Raw genomic sequence first — 18633 nt, forward strand, 5'->3', positions numbered from 1 at the left:
GAACGCTCTGCAGTTGCTTGATGAAGCTGCTCAGGAGGTCGCTGACCGATGCGCGCGTGGCGGAGCCGTTCGTCGTGCCGTCATCGGAACCGGACGCCGCGCCGTCCGGGGGCGGACCGGGGGGCGGGCCGCCCGCCTCGCGCGCACCGTCGGCTTGCGACGCGCGCGTGCTCTGCCCGCCGCTGGCGAACAGGGATAACGGGGCGGGAGCGTCACGCGGCTGCCCTCACTCGCGGCTTCACCTCGGTGCCCAGCAGGGCGATGGAGCGCTGCATGGCCTCCGGCTCCTGCATCGCCGAGCTCATCTGGAAGGTGAGGCGGGACAGGCCGCCGAGGGCGGCGTCGGCGGCCCGCACCTTCGCGGCGACCGTCTCCGGGGCGCCGATGAGGTAGGACCCGCCGGGCGCGCACATGGCGGCGAACTGCTCCTCGAGGCCGGAACTCGGCCAGCCGCGTTCGGCCCCGATCTTGCCGAACATCGCGGCCCAGCCCGGATAGAACGCCTCCCGGGCCGCGCGGTCGGTGTCGGCGACGAAGCCGATGGCGTGGACGCCGACCTTCAGGGTCTCGGGGGCGTGCCCGGCTCGGCGGCCGGCCTCGCGGTAGAGCTCCACCAGGGGCCGGAAGCGCTCGAAGCGGCCGCCGATGATCGCCACCATCAGGGGCAGGCCGAGGGTGCCGGCGCGGGCGAAGGAGGCCGGCGTCCCGCCTACGCCGACCCAGATCGGGAGGCGCTCCTGGTACGGGCGCGGGTAGACGCCCTGGCCGGTGAGCGGGGGGCGGAAGCGGCCCCGCCAGGTAACGTGGGTCTGAGCGCGCAGGGCGAGCAGCAACTCGAGCTTCTCCGCGAACAGGGCGTCGTAGTCCTCGGCCGCGAAGCCGAAGAGCGGGTAGGCCTCGCCGAAGGAGCCCCGTCCGACCACCATCTCGGCGCGGCCCCGGGCGATCAGGTCGAGGGTGGCGAAGTCCTGGAAGACCCGCACCGGATCGGCCGCGCTCAGCACGGTCACGGCGCTGGTCAGGCGGATGCGGCGGGTGCGGGCGGCCGCGGCCGCCAGGATGACGGCGGGGGCGGCGTCGAGGAACTCCGCCCGGTGATGCTCGCCGATGCCGAACACGTCGAGGCCGGAGCGGTCGGCGGCTTCGACCTCGTCGAGCAGGCGTTCCATGCGCTCGGCCGCCGAGAGGGTCCGGCCCGTCTTCGGATCGGGGAGGGTGACGGCGAAGCTGTCGATGCCGATGTCCATGGTGGGGTCTCTCGCGGGCGGGGGCGACGTGACGCGGGGGCGACGGGCAGCGAAGGGTTTCCGCCGATCAGCGCCGCAGGCCCAGGACCGAGCGGGTCTGGTCCCGGCGCAGCCAGGCCAGGGTCGCGGTCAGGACGAGGAGCACGGTGGCCGGGGCGGCGGGCGTGGGCAGGACGACCAGGTGGGCGATCACGGCGCCCACCATGGTGGCGGCGAGCCAGAGGGCGGCGAGGCCCGCGAAGCCGGGGATCAGCAGGGCGACGGCGCCGGCGACCTCCACGAGGCCGGTGACGATCCGGAACCACTGGCCGACGCCGATGAGGTCGTAGACCTGCACCATCATCGGCGCGCCGGCGAGCTTGGCGCCGCCCGCCGCGAGGAAGACGAGGGCGAGGAGACCCTGCAGCGCCCAGGCCGAGACGGTGCGGGCGCGCGTGGGAGCGGGAGAGGCGGTGAGGGCGAGGGACATGGGGGATCATCCGGGTCTGCGATCGCCGGGGCCGGAGCGGCTCGGCTGTGAGTCCCGATCTAGGTGGTGGCCCTCTCTCAGCGAAGCCTCTATCATTCGATGCGTCCCATCACCCAGGCAGATGGATGCTCGACCCGCTCACCCTCGATCAGCTCCGCACCTTCGTGGCCGCCGTGGACACCGGCAGCTTCTCGGCCGCCGGACGCAAGCTCGGACGCGCGCAGTCCCTGGTGAGCCAGTCCCTGGCCAACCTGGAAGCCCAGTCGGGGGTGAAGCTGTTCGACCGCACCAGCCGGTACCCGGTGCTGACGGAGGCCGGGCGCGTGCTCCTGGCCCATGCGCGCGCCACGGTGGCGGCTGCCGAGACCTTCAAGGCGCAGGCCCGCGACCTCGCCGGCGGCCTGGAGCCGGAGGTGAGCATCGTCCTCGACGTGCTGTTTCCGATCCAGGTGGTGACGCAGGCGGTCGCGGCCTTCCAGCCGGCCTTCCCCGAGACGCCCCTGCGCATTCAGGTCGAGACCCTGGGGGCGGTGATCGCGCCAGTCCTCGACGGACGCTGCGCCTTCGCGGTGGCGGGGGCGACGCCCCTGTTGCCTCCCGAACTTGCCCGCGAGCCCCTGCGGCAGATCGAACTCGTGATGGTCGCGGCGCCCGCTCATCCGCTCGCCCGCCGGACCGGCCCGATCGCCACCGCCGACCTCGCCGAACAGGTCCAGCTCGTTCTGACCGACCGCAGCGACCTGACCAAGGGGCGGGAATTCGGCGTGTTCTCGCCGCGCACTTGGCGGCTCGCCGACCTCGGATCGAAGCACGCCTTCCTGCGCTCCGGCCTCGGCTGGGGCGGCATGCCCCTGGACGTGGTGGCCGAGGATCTCGCCAATGGTCAGCTCGTGCGCCTCGACGTCGCCGCCCTGCCGAAGGGCGGTCTGTTCCTGCCGATGTGGGCCGTCTACCCGATGGAGCGTCCGCCGGGCCCGGCCGGCCGCTGGCTCATCGGCCAGCTCCGCGACGTCTCCCCGGGCGCCTGATCCGGGGCAGGCGAGTGGGCCTCGGCCGCGCTCGCACCGAGCTGGATCGGGGATGATCCGCGGCTTCGAGCGATCTCGGATCGATCCGTACCACCGGGCTTCTCGAAATGACGGGTTTCAGTTCATCTATAAGAAGAAATCCTCCGCAATCTCCATTAAACTTTAATCGGCGTGCTGGATCTTGGCCGGCAAATTCGGGGTGCTCCCATGTCGTTTTTATCCAGGGTCAAGATTTTACCGAAGCTGGGAGCCATCGTAGCGCTCATCGCAATAATGGTCGGCGTCTGTGTCTGGTTCGCTCAGGGGCGTATGACGGAGATCGACAATGCCTATAGTCTGTTCATCTCACGGGATGCCAAGGGTGCGGCGACCGCCCGCCGGGTGAACCGGCTCGTTTTCGAGATGAATTACTGGGTCTACCGGGTCATCGCGGAAACCGAGGACGCCCAGATGAAGGCGGCCAATGACGGATTCGAGGCCACGCTCGCGCCGATGCGCCAGGCCCTCGCCGACCTGCGTCTGCAGGCCCCGTCCTTTGACACCCGCGTCGAGGCGCAGACCGCGCGCGTCGAGCGGTTCGTGCAAGACGTGTCCGAGGTCCGCCGGCTAGGGACGGCGAACCGGAACGCGGAGGCCATCGTTCTGGTGCACCGCGCCATCGACCCGACCTTCGCTCTCATGGTCCAGGAAGGCAGCCAGCTCGGCGAGGACATCACCGCGTCGATGGAGAAGGGGTCGGCCGATTTGACCGCCCAGACCAATGCCACCCGCCACAGCCTGATCCTGTTCAGCACCCTCGGCATGCTCGCCGGCCTCCTGACCGCCGCCTTCGTGGGCATCCTGGGGATCACCCGGCCGCTGGCCAGCCTGGTCGGCGTTCTCGAGCGCATGGCGCAGGGCTCCTTCGAGGCGACGATCCCGGAGGCGCGCCGCGGTGACGAGGTCGGCGCGGTCGCCCGCGCGGTTGAGGGCATCAAGACGATGGTGGCGCAGAAGGCGGCCGAGCAGGCCGAGATCCGCCGCATCGCCGACGCGGCCGCGGTGACGGAACGCAGGCGCACGATGATCGAGCTTGCGGACGGCTTCGAGCGCGCCGTGGGCGGGATCGTCGGTCTCGTCTCGTCCTCGGCGACGGAGTTGCAGGCGACGGCCCAGCAGATGACTGCGACGGCCCAGGAGACGGCGGCCCAGTCCAGCCAGGTCGCGGCGGCGGCCGAGGAGGCCGCGTCGAACGTCGGCACCGTGGCGACCGCCGCCGAGGAACTCGGCTCCTCGGTCCAGGAGATCGGCCGACAGGTTCAGGGCTCGGCGGGGCTCGCGCAGGCGGCCGTCGGCGAGGCGGATCAGACGGGCCAGCTCGTCCAGGCCCTGCGGACCACCTCGGCCCGGATCGGCGACATGGTCGGGCTGATCTCGAACATCGCCGGGCAGACCAACCTGCTGGCGCTGAACGCCACCATCGAGGCGGCGCGGGCCGGCGAAGCGGGGCGGGGTTTCGCGGTGGTGGCCACGGAGGTCAAGGAGCTGGCCGGGCAGACCGCCCGGGCGACGGAGGAGATCGCGCGCCAGATCGGCGAGATCCAGGGCGTCACCGACCAGGCGGTCTCCGCGATCGGGGGCATCACCGGCCGGATCCGCGAGATCGACGGAATGGCGAGCGGCATCGCCGCGGCGGTCGAGCAGCAGGGGGCCGCCACCCAGGAGATCGTGCGCAACGTCGCCCAGGCGGCCCAGGGCACGAGCGAGGTCACAGGCAACATCTCGGGCGTGGCCAGGGCCTCGGAGGAGACCGGTGCGGCGGCCACGCAGGTGCTCGCCTCGGCCTCCGAGCTGTCGCGCCAGTCCGAGCACCTCAGCGCCGAGGTGAGCCGGTTCCTCTCGGGCGTCCGCGCCGCCTGAGACCCCGTCCGATGGATGGCCTCGGGTGGCTCGGTCGGATCAGGACCCCTCTTCCGTGCGGGCGAGGTCCGGGGTGAGGGGCATGCCCCATCCGACGCGGTTCCACACTCCACCCCGTCCCTCTCCGTCCTGGAGAGGGGACCCGCGCGTGACAGGTGCCGTCGGACTCGACCGGAGCGGGCATGCGGCAGCCCAGGCGGGGCCTGATTCGGCCGGGGCCATGCCCTTCCTCCGGGTCGGATTGCCGCGCCATGTGACCCGAAAAGGTGCCCCACCGGGCCCCCCAGGCCGCGGAACCGCCCAAGGGCTCCCGTCCTCGGCGTCCCGAAGTGGTTTGCTGAGACAAATGGGCTCCGGCGTCACCGCGTCGGTTTCCGGCTTCGGGACCGACAAGCTCCGCTTAGGACTTTCCATGGCATCTGAGTCCGGACTGCACAACCGGAGGTTTCAGAGTCGCCGATGCGGATGCTGCCGGATCTCACGGGCCGCCTGCGCGCGGCACGAGCCTGGATCGGACTCGGCGTCCTGGCGCCTCTCGGCCTCCTCGTGGTGTCCGGCCTGATGCTGGTCGACCTTCGCAACGATGCCTGGGACAAGGCCGCGCAGACCTCCCGCAACCTGCTCCAGGTCATCGAGCGCGACATCGCGCGCAACGTCGAGATCATCGACCTCTCCCTGCGCGGCGCCGTCGACAGCCTCTCGGCGCCGGGCTTCTCGGCCGTGAGCCCGGCCCTGCGCCAGCTCATCCTCTTCGACCGGGCCGTGACGGCGCGGGACATGGGGGTCTTCCTCGTGGTCGACGAGAACGGCGACACCGTCTACGACGCGAACGCGCTTCCCGCCCGGCCCCTGAACAACGCCGACCGGAGCTATTTCCGCGCCCATCGCGACCGGCCCGACCTCGGCCTGTTCATCAGCGAGCCCATGACCTCGCGGATGCTCGGCGTCTCCATCATCGTGCTCAGCCGCCGGATCAACAAGCCGGACGGCAGCTTCGGGGGCGTGGTCCAGGCCTCCCTGAAGCTCACCTATTTCAGCCGCCTGTTCGCCAATCTCGCCCTCGGCGCCAAGGGCGCGATCAACCTCTACGCCCGCGACGGGCGGCGCATCATGCGGCACCCCTTCTTCGAAGGCGCGATCGGGGATAGCGTCGCGGCCTCGCCGTCCTTCCAGCGCTTCGTGCGGGAGGGCAGCGGCAGCTTCCTCGGCAGCGCCGTCCGCAGCAGCGAGCCGCGCCACCACACCTTCACGCGGATCGGCGACCTCCCCCTGATCCTCGCCGTGACCCTGGCGCCCGACGAGATCGATGCCGAGTGGCGCGCCAAGGCGCTGGTGATCGGCAGCATCGTGTCGATCCTGTGCGGGCTCTGCGCCGGCCTTTCGCTGCTCTTCGGGCGCGAGCTCCGGCACAGGGGACGGATGCAGGTGGAACTGGCGCGCCTCTCCCTCACCGATCCGCTGACCGGCCTGCCGAACCGGCGCCGCTTCGAGGAGGCCCTGGCGGATGTCGAACGGTCGGGTCGCTCCGGCGGCGCGCCGTTCTCCCTGCTGGTCATCGACGCCGATCACTTCAAGGCCGTGAACGACCGCCACGGACACGCCGTCGGGGACGAGGTCCTGGAGGGATTGGCGCGCTGCCTCCTGGCGAGTGCGCGCCACCCGGGCGATCTCGTCTGCCGGGTGGGCGGCGAGGAGTTCGTGATGCTGCTCGCCGGAACGGACGGGGCGGGCGCCCAGCGGGTGGCCGACGCCGTCCATGCCGAAGTCCGCCGCCTCGGGCTTCCCGCCGCCGGCATCCCGGCGGGCGCCCTGACGGTGAGCATCGGCCTGGCCAGCACCGCGTCGGTCCGCGCGGGGGCGAGAGGGGCCAGAGAGCTCTACCGCGTCGCCGACGCGGCGCTCTACGCCGCGAAGGGGAGTGGTCGCAACCGGACCTGCATCGGTCCGCCGCGGAGCGCGCGCGCACCGGGCGAGGAGGCACCGGGCGCGCAGGCCGACGCCGCCTGAGGGCCGGGTGCGTCGCGCGGCCGGGTGCGGAGATCGCAGGCGGAGGACTCTTTCCCGTCCGGGGAAGAGGGATTTCGGGAATCGGCGGCGTCGGCGCGATCGCGCGGCCGCCTTCCCCTCAGGCGGGCTCGTCCGGGGGGCGCGGCTGGGCCGGGGCGAACAGGTCCTCCGGCGGATCGACCACGACGCGGCCGCCGGCGATGTCGAGCTCGGGCACGAAGATTTTGGTGAAGGGCAGGAGGGCGGTGGCGCCGCCCAGGGCCGGCTTGATCTCCAGGAGATCGCCGCCGCCGTAGTTCGGCACGTCCGCGACGGTGCCCAGGACCGTGCCCTGCGTGTCGACCACCGCGAGGCCGACGAGGTCGGCGGTGAAGAATTCGTCCGCGTCCGACACGGTGCCGAGACGCTCGCGCGGAAGGTACAGGGCGAGGCGGTTGAGGCCTTCCGCGCCGGTGCGGTCGCCGACGCCCTTCACCCGCACGATCAGCAGGTCGGGGGAGGCGCCGCCGGCCTGCCGGACGTCCGTGAGTTCGACGCGGCGGCCGTCGGCGCCGATCAGCGGCCCGTAGGACGCGATCGCCTGCGGGTCGCCGGTGTAGGATTTCAGCCGGACCTCGCCGTTGAGCCCGTGCGCCCGCCCGAACTCGCCCATCTGGACGAGGCTCGGGTCGGTGGGCGGCAGGGGCGCGTCGGCCTCGGGCCGCGGCCGGTGGGCCGAGGTGGCCGCCGCGCTGCCGATGCGGCCGGGCCGCGCACGGCGCCCGCCGTCACCGTGGGTCGATGTGCCTCCGGGACGACGGGCCATGCGGGGGACCTCAGGCCGCGGCGTCTTCGGCCGGGGCGGCGGCCTTCTCGGCACGCTTGGCGGCGCGCTCCTTGGCCTTCTCGCCCGGCTCGGCCTTCTGCGGGTTGTTGCGCGCGGGGCGCTTGGCGAGGCCGGCGGCGTCGAGGAAGCGCAGGACGCGGTCGGTGGGCTGGGCGCCCTTGGCGAGCCAGGCCTGGATCTTGTCGGCCTCGAGCACGATGCGGGCCGGATCGTCCTTGGCCTTCATCGGGTCGTAGACGCCGACCTTGTCGATGAAGCGGCCGTCGCGGGGGGCGCGGGCGTCGGCGACGACGATGCGGTAGTACGGGCGCTTCTTGGCGCCGCCACGGGTGAGACGGATCTTGAGGGACATGGTTCTACTCCAAAGGTCAGTGTGTCGTGTGAGGGCGAGGCGCGCGTAGCGAATGGCGAGTCCGTGGGCGCGAACCCGACTCGCTATGCGCTACGCCCCCGTCGCTACTTCTTCTTCCCGAAGGGGAATCCGCCGAGACCCGGCAGGCCGCCGGGGCCCTTGGGACCCCCGAGCCCGGGCAGGCCCGGCATCTTGCCCCCGAGGCCCGGAGGCATCGGGGGGAGCTTGCCGCCGAGCTGCTTCTGCATGTCGGCGATCATTTCCGGCGTCGGCTCCGGCATGCCGGGGGGCAGGCCGGGCATGCCGCCCGGCATTCCACCACCCCCCATGCCGAACATCGAGCCGAGGGCCTGGCCGATGCCGCGCTTGCCCGAGCCCATCGCCTTCATCATGTCGGCCATGGTCCGGTGCATCTTGAGGAGCTTGTTCAGCTCCTCCACCTTCGTCCCCGAGCCCGCCGCGATGCGCTTCTTGCGGGAATTCTTGAGGATGTCGGGATTCTTCCGCTCCTGGGCGGTCATCGACGAGATGATGGCCCGCTGGCGCTTGAACATCTTCTCGTCGAGGTTGGCGTTCTCGACCTGCTTCTTCATCTGGCCCATGCCGGGAAGCATGCCCATCAGGCCGCCGATGCCGCCCATCTTCTCCATCTGGGCGAGCTGCATCGACAGGTCGTCGAGGTCGAACTTGCCCTTGCGCATCTTCTCCGCGGTGCGGAGCGCCTGCTCGTGGTCGATGGTCTCGGCCGCCTTCTCGACGAGGGAGACGATGTCGCCCATGCCGAGGATGCGGTTGGCGACGCGGGAGGGGTGGAACTCCTCCAGGGCATCGACCTTCTCACCGGTGCCGACGAGCTTGATCGGCTTGCCGGTGACGGCGCGCATCGACAGGGCCGCGCCGCCGCGGGAATCGCCGTCCATGCGGGTCAGCACGATGCCGGTGACGCCGAGGCGCTCGTCGAAGGCGCGGGCGGTGTTGACCGCGTCCTGGCCGGTGAGGGCGTCGGCGACGAGGAGCACCTCGTGCGGGTTGGTGGCGGCCTTGACCTCGGCCGCCTCCGCCATCAGCGCCTCGTCGAGGGTGATGCGGCCGGCGGTGTCGAGCATGACCACGTCGAAGCCGCCGAGGCGGGCCGCGTCCATGGCGCGCCGGGCGATCTGAACCGCCGACTGGCCGGCGACGATCGGCAGGCTCTCGACTTCGACCTGCTTGGCCAGGATCGCGAGCTGCTCCATGGCGGCCGGGCGGCGGGTGTCGAGGGAGGCCAGCAGCACCCGGCGCTTGTCGCGGGCGACCAGCCGGCGGGCGATCTTGGCGGTGGTGGTGGTCTTGCCCGAGCCCTGCAGGCCGACCATCAGGATGGCGACGGGGGCGGGGGCGTTGAGATCGATGATGCCGGCTTCCGAGCCCAGCATCGCCACGAGTTCGTCGTTGACGATCTTGACGACCATCTGGCCGGGGGTGACCGACTTGAGGACGACGGCGCCGACGGCCTTCTCGCGCACCTTCTCGGTGAAGCCGCGCACCACCTCGAGGGCGACGTCGGCCTCCAGCAGGGCGCGCCGGACCTCGCGCAGGGCGGCGGTGACGTCGGCCTCGGTGAGGGCGCCGCGGCGCGTGAGGCCGGAGAGGATTGCGGAGAGGCGATCGGACAGGCCTTCGAACATGCGTCAGGCTCCCTGGACCGGCATCGTCGTCGGACCGGTCACTGGTTGACGCCCGCGCTCTCGGCCCGGCGCGCCTGGAGCGCGTCCTCGAAGCCGCGGATCGCCTGGGCGAACTTGTCCCGGCAGCCCGGGTCGCAGAAGCCCACCACCGCGCCGTTGTAGAGGGTGAGCGAATCGGCCGCGATCGGCTTGCCCGACCACGGGCAGGTGTCGTTCACCGCATCCTCGATGCGCAGGGTCGTGTTCGCGGCAGCGTTGGGCATCGGGACTCGCGACGACGGTGTGGCCGGGGCCGACGCCCTGTCCCCAACGCGAAACCCGCCCGAGGGCGCATCGCGCTGTCGGGCGTTGACCTCCGGCCTCGCAGGGCCGGTCGGCGTTCGTGGTGACGATCAGACCGTCGAATGAATAGGGAGGCGGTTAGTCCGACGGCGGGCCCAAGTCAAGTTTTGCGGGTGCCGCGCCATTCCTTCGTTGATCTCGGTCGGATCGAAGGAAGGGATCGCTTCCTTTCAGTCGCGTGCGAAAATGCGGCGAAGCGTTGATTCGCCAGGAGGCCTCGTGCGTTCCGTTCAGATCCGTGACGCCGCCCCGGACGACGCGTCGGCCATGGGGCATCTGCATGTCGCATCCTGGCACGAATCCTATGCCGGGCTGTTGCCCGAGACCCTGCTGGCGGACCTCTCCGTCGCGGCGCGGGTCGCACGATGGCAAACGATCCTCGACGCTCCTGCGGCGCGGGGGGGTGGTCGCCGTCCTTGTAGCCGAGGAGGGCGGCGGTCTCGTCGGCCTCGCGTCCTGTGGCAGCCAGCGGGACGCCACGCTGCGGACGGCCGGATTTGATGGCGAGATCAGCGCGCTCTATCTACGGCAGGATCATCAGCGCCGGGGATTGGGCCGTCGCCTGATGCGGTGGATGGGGACGACCCTGATGGATCGCGGCTTGTCCACCGCGAGCGTCTGGGTGCTGCGCGAGAACGTCGGCGCGCGCGCGTTCTACGAGCGGCTGGGTGGGGAGATCGTGGGGGAAGCGATCGACCCGAGCGGCGACGTGGCCCTGGCAGAGGTGGCGTATGGCTGGCGCGATCTGTCCAGGCTGGCAAAAGCCACGAGCTCGGTGTCGGCGGATCACTCCCTCACGACGCATGTCGCCAACCCGCGTATCGCGACGCCAACCTGAACTAACCTTGCTGAGACGCCATGGGCGAGCCGCACGATTCCAGGACGCAATTGATCGCAAATGAACGCGCGAAGCTGACGGCCACCTACGTGAATGGCGTGGCCATCGCCGTTCTCGCGGTTGGTGGTTTGGCACCACTCTTTTCCCAGCGCGGCGCAGGGGCGGCGGCACCGGACAGGCCCTGGCTGACGCCCGTGCTGTCGCTGCTTTGCATCTGCGTCAGCGGAGCCCTACATTGGGCGGCAAGAGGTTTTCTGCGGGAACTCCGGTAATGGACGCCCATACCCTGACGCTGCTGCTGTTCCCACTCGGCGCCCTGGCGCTGGGCCTCGGGACCCTGTGGTTCGCCCGCCGCGCCCACTGAGCCGACCTGTCCGATCAGCGCCCCGCCGGCGGAAGCCCCGGCAGCGCCGCGAGCGTCGCGTCCGAGAACGCCATCGCCTTGAACAGGCTGCCCATGCCGCGCCGGGACGGGTCGGTCAGGCGGTTCGCCGCCGCCGTGATGGCCTCGCGCTGCGCCTCGCTCGCGGTCCGGCCCAGCCCCTCGGCGCGCTCGCGCAGGCCCAGCGCCAGAAGGAAGTCGCGCTGGTCCACGGGGCCGTGCAGGATCGCCCCTTCGCCGGTGGCGGCCCGGCTGAGGGCGGTGAAATCCACGTGGGTGGTGAGGTCGGCCTCGCCGGGGGCGGCCAGGGGCGGAACGAAGGCGTGGCCGCGCACGGCCTGGAGCGAATCGCCGAAGCCCGGCCGGACATGACCGTAATCCACCAGGAGGACGGCGCCCCGGTGGGCGACCACGCGGCGGGCGAGGCCGCGCACGGCTTCCAGGGCGGCGCTTGGCAGGGTCATCAGGACGCCGGTGGGGCCGCTCGCGGCGATGCGCGTGTCGGGCTCCGCCGCCAGGCCGAAGGCGAGGGCGCTGCCGTCCGGCGAGAGGCCGACGAGGCGCTCGAACCAGCCGCGTTCGGCCCGCTGGAACTGGCGGATGGGGAGGGCGTCGAAGAACTCGTTGGCGACCACGAGGCTCGGGCCGTGCGGCAGGGTGTCGAGGGATTCGTGCCAGGTCGGGGCCGCCCTCGACAGGCGGGATTTCTGCTCGCCCCGGAGCACCGGGCTCGTCTCCACGAGGTGCAGGGCCGGGCGCAGGGCCGGCGCGGCGCGGGACAGCGCCCGCAGGGCGTCCTGCATCAGGGTGCCGCGACCGGGGCCGAGCTCCACCAGGGCGAGGTCGGGGGGAGCGCCCATCGCCTCCCAGGTCGCCGCGATCCAGATCCCGATCAGCTCGCCGAACATCTGGCTGATCTCGGGGGCAGTGACGAAATCGCCCCGCGCCCCGAGGGGGTCGCGGGTGCGGTAGTAGCCATGCACCGGATGTCCGAGGCAGAGGGTCATGTAGCGGTCGAGTCCGATCGGACCCGAGGCCAGGATCTCGTCGCGGATCGCGGCGAAGAGCGGGCTCGTCACGCCGGATCGACCTTTGCGGGCGACGCCGCCCCGTCCTCGATCGCCACGCGCGGGCGGGTGGTGCCGCGCAGGGCCAGGACGATGGCGGCGAGGCCGACGAGCGCCATCGGCACGCAGAGCACCATGCCCATGGTGATGCCGCCGGTGGACCAGGTCTCGGTGCCGAACAGGTAGCCGAGCTGGCGGTCGGGCTCGCGGAAGAACTCGCAGAACGTGCGCGCGACGGCGTAGCCGAGGACGAAGATGCCGCCCATGAGGCCGGGCCTGCGGAAGCCGCGGGCCCGCACCGCGATCATCATCACCACGAACAGGAGAGCACCCTCGGTGGCCGCCTCGTAGAGCTGGCTCGGGTGTCGGGGCAGGGGGCCGCCGGTGGGAAACACGATGGCGTAGGGAAAGTCCGGGGCGATGCGGCCCCAGAGCTCGCCGTTCACGAAGTTGGCGATCCGCCCGAAGAACAGCCCGATCGGCACCACGACGGCGGCGAGGTCGAGGAGGGTGAGGGCCTGGAGCTTCCGGGAGCGGGCGAACAGCACCATGGCCAGCACGGCGCCGAGGAAGCCGCCGTGGAACGACATGCCGCCGTTGCGGATGGCCAGGATCTCGATGGGGTCGGCGATGTAGAGCGGCAGGTTGTAGAACAGTACGTAGCCGATGCGGCCGCCCAGCACGACGCCCAGCGCCACCCAGACGATGAGGTCGTCGATGTCGTTCAGGCTCGGGCGCCGCACCACGCCCCAGTAGCGGTCCGCCGCCACCAGCCGGCGGGCATAGTACCAGCCGCCCAGCAGGCCGACGATGTAGGCGAGGGCGTACCACTTGATGGTGATCGGCCCGATCGCCACCGCCACCGGATCGATGGCGGGGAAGGGCAGGGCGAAGAGCGGCGGCATCGAGGCGGTGTCCCGGTTGAGCCGGGGCATTGGGCCCGAGCCCGCCCGGGGGTCAACCCCGCCACGGACATGGCCGGCCCCGCCGCCCGCCCTGTAACCAAGCCTCCCCGATCACCTCCCGGCGGTCCACCGCCGGCCGCCGCGATCAGGCGGCCCGGACGGTGGCGAGGAAGCTCGCCACTTCCGTGCGCAGCTGCTCGGACTGCCGCGAGAGGTCTGCGGAGGCGCGCTGAACCTGGTCCGCCGTCGCGCCGGCCTCGGCGGCCGAGCGGGCCACCGCCTCGATGTCCTGGCTCATGGCACCGGTGCCCGAGGAGGCCTGGCCCATGTTGCGCACGATCTCCTGGGTCGTCACGCCCTGCTCCTCCACCGCGGCGGCGATGCTGCTGGTGACGAAGCTCATGCCCTCGATCCGCGTGACGATGCTGCGGATCGCCCCGGTGGCGCCGGTGGTGGCCGAACGGATGGCATCGACCTGCTCGGCGATCTCCGTGGTGGCGCGGCTGGTCTGCTCGGCGAGGTTCTTCACCTCCGCGGCGACGACCGCGAAGCCGCGGCCCGCCTCGCCGGCCCGCGCCGCCTCGATGGTGGCGTTCAGGGCCAGCAGGTTGGTCTGGCTGGCGATCTGCGAGACGAGGCCGACCACGTCGCCGATCCGGGTCGCGGCTTCGGACAGGGTCTGCATGGTGGCGGCGGTGCGGCCAGCCTCGTCCACGGCCTGGGCCGACATGGTCGCGGCCTGTTCGACCTGGCGGCCGATCTCGCCGACCGTGGCGCCGAGCTCCTCGGCCGCCACCGCCACGGCGTTGACGTTGCCCGCGGTCTCCTGCGCGGTGGCCGCCACGGAAGTCGAGCGCCGGGCCGTGCCGGCCACCGCCTCGGTCATGCCGGTGGCGGCGCCCTGCAGGTCGCCGGAGGCCTGCGAAACCGTGCCGACGATGCCGCCCACGGAGCGCTCGAAGCGGTCCGCGAGGTCGCGGAGCAGGGTCCGCCGCTCCGTCTCCTCCCGCAGGCGCGCCGCCTCGGTGGTCTTCAGCTGCTGCGCGGCCTCCTCCAAAGAGATGTCGCGGATGGTGACGACGGCCCGGGCGATGTCGCCGATCTCGTCGGCACGCCGGCTGCCCGGCACCTCGGCCAGGGATTCGCGCCGGGCCAGCGCCTGCAGGGCCCGGGTCAGCGCGCCGAGGGGACCCACGATGGTGCGGGCGAAGAGGAGGCCGAGGATCGCCGTGGCGGCGAGGACGGCGAGGGCCGTGACCGCCAGGGCCCGGGTGAGGGTGCCCACCGCCGTGAGGGTCTCGTCCTCGGCCTGCTCGGCCAGGATCGTCCAGGGGGCGCCGAGCACCGAGACCTTGGCGGTCGCCACCATCCGACGGTCGCTCCCGTTGGCGTAGGTGAAGGGGTGCTCGCTGGCGAGCTCCGCTTTGTCGAGGCCGAGGTCGGTCGCGGGCTTGCCGGCCGTGACGGCCGGGGACAGGGGCGGGTTGGACCGCAGGGCGCCGTCGGCGCCCACCGCCAGGATCTGGCCGGTCTCGCCGAGGCCGGCGCGGTCCGCGAGGGTGCGATCGAACAGGGCGGGAGTCAGGCGCAGGAGGACGAACCCGATGCGCGCGGCCTCCTGGCCGGTGCCCATGGCGACGTTGGCGCGGCGGGCGATGGCCCGGCCGATGAAGGCCGACGGGACGGCCTCCGCCGGATAGGCGGCGTAGTCCTCGTACAGCGTCGCGTCGGAATCGGCGCTCTTCAGGCGCGCCACCAGGCGGGCGAGGCCGGTCGAGGCCAGCGCGGGCTCGGACAGGGCCTGGCCGAAATCGGCGCCCTTGGTGGTGGTGTAGACGACGCGCCCGTCCTCGGACACGAAGACGAGATCGGCGTAGCCCGGGCGCTCGAGAAGCTTGCGGGCGACCTCCTGCACCTTGGCGTGGCGGCGCCCGTACATCGTGCCCGAAGCCTCCGCCCCGAGGCGCGCCTCGAGGTTCGCGCCACCCGTATAGGTCCGGACGAGCCCGGCGAAGTCGGGCTTGGCGGGGTCGAGAGCTTCGGCCAGATCACCGAAGTTGCCGCCGACCTGCGGATTGCCCGCCACCGTGACGAGGTCGCCGCCGATCCGTTCGGCGATCAGCTCGATCCCCGCCTTCCGGGCCGAGGCGGCGAACTGGAGGCGTTCCCGGGCCGCGTCGACCAGGCCGGAGCGGGCGCTGTACCAGCTCAGCCCGCCCATCACCGTGGCGCTGACGAGGGCCAGACCGACGGTGATCGCGGGCAGACGAAAGTTGAGGCTGGTCAAACGTGCCATGGGATACGCCCGAAGAGGATGTGCGGACGTCGTTGCTACGGAGAAATGTTGAATTAAAACTTTCGTTCGGGACAATCTGGCAGCGTATCCAGAATTCCAGTCCGTGCGCGACAACCGCCCAGCGCTTGTCAAGTCTTGTGGCTGCGCGGACGAAGGGACGTGCGGGCGATCGACACCTCGTTCACCACTGCCCCTGATCCGGCGATGCCGCCGGCCTGCTTCAGGCCGCGACGCCGGCCATGCCCTGGCCGTCGTCCAGGAACATCCGGTAGGCCGGGTTGTCGGTCTCGTCGACGCACGGGTAGTGCAGGGCCTCGATCGCCGCATCGAAGCGGGCGCGCTCGGCCGGCGGTACGTCGATGCCGGCGAGGACCCGGCCGTAATCGGCGCCATGGTTGCGGTAGTGGAACAGCGTGATGGCGAAGCCGTCGCCCAGGGCGTCGAGGAACTTCATCAGCGCCCCCGGCCGCTCGGGAAACTGGAAGCGGTAGAGCCGCTCGTCGGCGAGGCCCGTGGCGCGTCCGCCCACCATGTAGCGGATGTGGACCTTGGCCATCTCGTTGTCGCTCATGTCGACGGTGCGGTAGCCGGCGGCCTTCAGCGAATCGATGAGGGCATGCTTCTCCCGCAGGCCGCCGGCGAGGTTGATGCCCACGAAGATCTGCGCGTCGGCGCCGGCGGCGTAGCGGTAGTTGAATTCGGTGATCGCCCGGGGGCCGAGGGTCTGGATGAAGGCGCGATAGGCGCCCGGCCGCTCGGGGATGGTGACGCCGAGCAGGACCTCGCGCTGCTCGCCGAGCTCGGCGCGCTCGGCGATGTGGCGCAGGCGGTCGAAGTTAAGGTTCGCCCCGCTGGAGATCGCCACCAGGGTGCCGGTGCCGCCCTCCTGCCGGGCGGCGTAGGCCTTGGCGCCGGCCAGGGCCAGGGCGCCGGAGGGCTCCGAGATGGCGCGGGTGTCGTCGAAGATGTCCTTCACCGCCGCGCACATGGCGTCGGTGTCGACGGTGATGACCTCGTCGAGGTACTCGCGGCAGAGCCGGAAGGTCTCGGCGCCGGCCTCGCGCACGGCGACGCCGTCCGCGAACAGGCCGACCGTGGGCAGCACCACGCGTTTCCCTGCCGCGAGCGCCGCGGCCATGCAGGCGGCATCGTCCGGCTCGACGCCGATGACCTTGGTTTCGGGCCGCAGGTATTTCACGAAGGTGGCGACGCCCGCCGCGAGGCCGCCGCCCCCGACGGGCACGAAGATCGCCTCGATCGGCCCGGAATGCTGGGTCAGGATCTCCATCCCGATGGTGCCCTGGCCGGCGATCACGTCGGGATCGTCGAAGGGATGCAGGAAGGTCAGGCCGTCGCGCGCCTCGAGCTCCCGCGCATGGCCCAGAGCCTCGTCGAAGGCATCGCCGAACAGGATGACCTCGGCCCCGCGCGCCCGGCAGGCGTCGACCTTGATCGCCGGGGTGGTGCGCGGCATCACGATCACGGCGCGGACATTCAGGCGGGCGGCCGCCAGGGCCACGCCCTGCGCATGGTTGCCGGCCGAGGCGCAGACGACGCCCTTGGCCAGCAGCTCGGGAGCCAGGCCCGACATCTTGTTGTAGGCGCCGCGCAGCTTGAACGAGAAGACCGGCTGCAGGTCCTCGCGCTTCAGGAGCACCGGGCGGGCGAGGCGCGCCGACATGCGCGGCATCGGGTCCAGCGGGCTCTCGATGGCGACGTCGTAGACGCGGGCGGTGAGGATCTTGCGGATGTAGTCGGTCAAGGAGACACGGGCTCCGGCAATGGTGCGGCGCGAGGGGACTCGCCCCGCACATAGGCGCTCGGCGCATGAGAAGCGAGCGAGGCGCTGTCGCGGGTGGCTGAGCGGGAACGCTCGCCGTCAGGCGAGCCGCTCGATCAGGGCCGCGATCCAGACCAGGGCGGCGATTCCCTGGGCGGAGAAGGTCCCGGCCGAGGCGAGATCCTTGACGATGCCGATCTTCGGGTGCCGGGCCGGGTGGAGGTGGTCGCAGAGCTTCTCCACCGCGGTGTTCAGGAACTCGGCGGCGAGCATCAGGAGCAGGCTCGCCACCAGGGCGACCCGGACCCAGAGCCCCGACCCGAGGAGGAGGGCCAGGGGAACCCCGAGGGCGAGGAGCGCGAGTTCGAGGCGCACCGCGCGCTCGGTCCGGGCGCCGTGCACGAGGCCGCGCCAGGAATTCAGGAAGGCACGGTAGAGGGCGTGCATCTCAGGGCGCCGCCGGGGCGCCGCGGGCGATCCACTTCGCCACGATGGGGCCGGTCACCAGCACCACGAACAGGCGCAGGGTCTGCACCGCCAGGACGAAGGAGACGTCGACCTTGGAGCCCACCGCGATGATCGCCACCGAATCGAGCCCGCCCGGGCTGGTGGCGAGATAGGCGGTCAGGAAGTCGATGGGCAGCAGGAAGGTCAGGCCGTAGGCCCAGCCGCCGCAGAGGGCGATGACCCCGAGGGTGGCGACGACGATGCCCGGCATGGCGCTCACCGTCTCGCGCAGGGTCTCGCGCCGGAACCGCAGGCCGACATACCAGCCGATGGTGGCATAGGCTAGGTCGAGGACCGGCATCGGCAGCGCCATCGAGACCAGGCCGGAGGCGTGCAGGGCGGCGCCGAGCAGCATCGGCCCGGTCAGGGCGAAGGCGGGCAGGCGCAGGAGCTTGGCGAGGCCGGCGCCGCAGGCGGCGACCGCCAGGGTCGCCAGGAGGGCGAGCGGGGCCACCGTGACGGGATCGGAGGCCGGGACCACGTCGGAGACGTTGGTGAGCAGGCGCGCCATGACGGAGGCCGAGAGCACCACGGCGACCACGCGCACGTACTGCATGAAGGCGACGAGGCGCGGATCGGCGCCGTATTCCTCCGACATCGCCACCATGGCGGCGGCGCCGCCGGGCGACGAGCCCCAGGCGGCGGTCGACCCCGGCAGGATGCGCAGGCGGGTCAGGGCCCAGCCGACCGCCCCGCCGACCAGGACGGTGACGAGCACCACCGCGAGGATGAGGAAGCCGTCATCCACCACGGTGCCGACGATCTCGCCCGTCACCGTGTGGGCGACGAGGCAGCCGATCATCGCCTGGGCGGCCTGGAAGCCGAACTTCGGCACCGACAGGTTCGCGCCCCCGACCCCGAAGGCGATCGCCGCCACCATCGGCCCGAGCAGGAGGGCCGCCGGGAAATGCGCGCGGTCGAGGCCGTAGGCCAGCAGGCCGGAGGCGCCGAGGAGGGCCGCCCAACGGCCGATGAAGCGCAGTGAGAGCACGGTGATGCCGGGAATGGGCCGGGCAGGGAA

The 18633-nt window shown here is 71.7% G+C and carries 17 protein-coding genes; 5 read left to right on the plus strand and 12 right to left on the minus strand.

Features of this window, described 5'->3' with window-relative positions:
• Positions 1-212 precede the first annotated feature (212 nt).
• Complete coding sequence (locus ASF18_RS17825; RefSeq protein ID WP_056353579.1) at positions 213-1247, minus strand: Atu2307/SP_0267 family LLM class monooxygenase; 1035 nt, start codon at positions 1245-1247, stop codon at positions 213-215.
• A 67-nt stretch (positions 1248-1314) separates the two neighbouring features.
• On the minus strand, positions 1315-1716 hold the full coding sequence (locus ASF18_RS17830; protein ID WP_056353582.1) for a DoxX family protein: 402 nt from the start codon (positions 1714-1716) through the stop codon (positions 1315-1317).
• A gap of 125 nt (positions 1717-1841) precedes the next feature.
• On the opposite strand from ASF18_RS17830, the gene ASF18_RS17835 reads away from it, so the two are divergent.
• The 3 genes from ASF18_RS17835 (at position 1842) to ASF18_RS17845 (ending at position 6650) form a co-directional block, all read left to right on the plus strand.
• Positions 1842-2744 (plus strand): LysR family transcriptional regulator, encoded by a 903-nt coding sequence (locus ASF18_RS17835; protein WP_056353587.1) that lies wholly within the window; start codon positions 1842-1844, stop codon positions 2742-2744.
• Between the two features lie 207 nt (positions 2745-2951).
• On the plus strand, positions 2952-4643 hold the full coding sequence (locus tag ASF18_RS17840) for a methyl-accepting chemotaxis protein (RefSeq protein WP_056353592.1): 1692 nt from the start codon (positions 2952-2954) through the stop codon (positions 4641-4643).
• A gap of 459 nt (positions 4644-5102) precedes the next feature.
• Positions 5103-6650, plus strand: coding sequence for a sensor domain-containing diguanylate cyclase (locus ASF18_RS17845; protein WP_056353595.1), 1548 nt, complete (start codon positions 5103-5105; stop codon positions 6648-6650).
• A gap of 118 nt (positions 6651-6768) precedes the next feature.
• Here the strand turns inward: ASF18_RS17845 and rimM are convergent, their stop codons facing one another.
• The 4 genes from rimM to ASF18_RS17865 form a co-directional block, all read right to left on the minus strand.
• Positions 6769-7455, minus strand: coding sequence for a ribosome maturation factor RimM (gene rimM / locus ASF18_RS17850; RefSeq protein ID WP_056353598.1), 687 nt, complete (start codon positions 7453-7455; stop codon positions 6769-6771).
• Positions 7456-7465: 10 nt separating this feature from the next.
• Complete coding sequence (rpsP, locus tag ASF18_RS17855; protein ID WP_055957770.1) at positions 7466-7828, minus strand: 30S ribosomal protein S16; 363 nt, start codon at positions 7826-7828, stop codon at positions 7466-7468.
• Positions 7829-7932: 104 nt separating this feature from the next.
• The gene (ffh, locus tag ASF18_RS17860) at positions 7933-9495 is read right to left on the minus strand and encodes a signal recognition particle protein (RefSeq protein ID WP_056353602.1); all 1563 of its coding nucleotides are present in this window, start codon (positions 9493-9495) and stop codon (positions 7933-7935) included.
• Positions 9496-9533: 38 nt separating this feature from the next.
• Positions 9534-9758, minus strand: a complete 225-nt coding sequence (locus ASF18_RS17865; RefSeq protein WP_056210880.1) for a hypothetical protein — start codon at positions 9756-9758, stop codon at positions 9534-9536.
• Between the two features lie 482 nt (positions 9759-10240).
• Here ASF18_RS17865 and ASF18_RS17870 point away from each other — a divergent pair, with 482 nt between their 5' ends.
• Together ASF18_RS17870 and ASF18_RS23200 are read left to right on the plus strand one after the other, a co-directional pair.
• Positions 10241-10675 carry a GNAT family N-acetyltransferase gene (locus tag ASF18_RS17870; RefSeq protein WP_056353606.1) on the plus strand — a complete coding sequence of 145 codons (435 nt, stop codon included), beginning with the start codon at positions 10241-10243 and terminating at the stop codon, positions 10673-10675.
• A gap of 20 nt (positions 10676-10695) precedes the next feature.
• Positions 10696-10947 (plus strand): hypothetical protein, encoded by a 252-nt coding sequence (locus ASF18_RS23200; protein WP_082487694.1) that lies wholly within the window; start codon positions 10696-10698, stop codon positions 10945-10947.
• 106 nt (positions 10948-11053) lie between these two features.
• Here ASF18_RS23200 and ASF18_RS17875 read toward each other — a convergent pair whose 3' ends face one another.
• The 6 genes from ASF18_RS17875 to ASF18_RS17900 all read right to left on the minus strand — a co-directional run bounded on the left by ASF18_RS17875 (position 11054) and on the right by ASF18_RS17900 (position 18603).
• A complete protein-coding gene (locus ASF18_RS17875; protein ID WP_056353609.1) occupies positions 11054-12136 on the minus strand; it encodes an SAM-dependent methyltransferase in 1083 nt (360 codons plus the stop codon).
• Positions 12133-13029 carry a prolipoprotein diacylglyceryl transferase gene (gene lgt / locus ASF18_RS17880; RefSeq protein ID WP_056211418.1) on the minus strand — a complete coding sequence of 299 codons (897 nt, stop codon included), beginning with the start codon at positions 13027-13029 and terminating at the stop codon, positions 12133-12135. The genes ASF18_RS17875 and lgt overlap by 4 nt, the downstream gene beginning before the upstream one ends.
• A 145-nt stretch (positions 13030-13174) precedes the next feature.
• Positions 13175-15325 (minus strand): methyl-accepting chemotaxis protein, encoded by a 2151-nt coding sequence (locus ASF18_RS17885; protein WP_056272941.1) that lies wholly within the window; start codon positions 15323-15325, stop codon positions 13175-13177.
• 220 nt (positions 15326-15545) lie between these two features.
• Positions 15546-17108 (minus strand): threonine ammonia-lyase, biosynthetic, encoded by a 1563-nt coding sequence (gene ilvA, locus ASF18_RS17890; protein ID WP_082487696.1) that lies wholly within the window; start codon positions 17106-17108, stop codon positions 15546-15548.
• A gap of 96 nt (positions 17109-17204) precedes the next feature.
• A complete protein-coding gene (locus tag ASF18_RS17895; RefSeq protein WP_056353616.1) occupies positions 17205-17552 on the minus strand; it encodes a diacylglycerol kinase in 348 nt (115 codons plus the stop codon).
• A 1-nt stretch (position 17553) separates the two neighbouring features.
• Positions 17554-18603, minus strand: a complete 1050-nt coding sequence (locus ASF18_RS17900) for an AbrB family transcriptional regulator (RefSeq protein WP_056353619.1) — start codon at positions 18601-18603, stop codon at positions 17554-17556.
• Positions 18604-18633: the final 30 nt, after the last annotated feature.

It is taken from the genome of Methylobacterium sp. Leaf89, assembly GCF_001422215.1.
Taxonomy (GTDB): domain Bacteria; phylum Pseudomonadota; class Alphaproteobacteria; order Rhizobiales; family Beijerinckiaceae; genus Methylobacterium.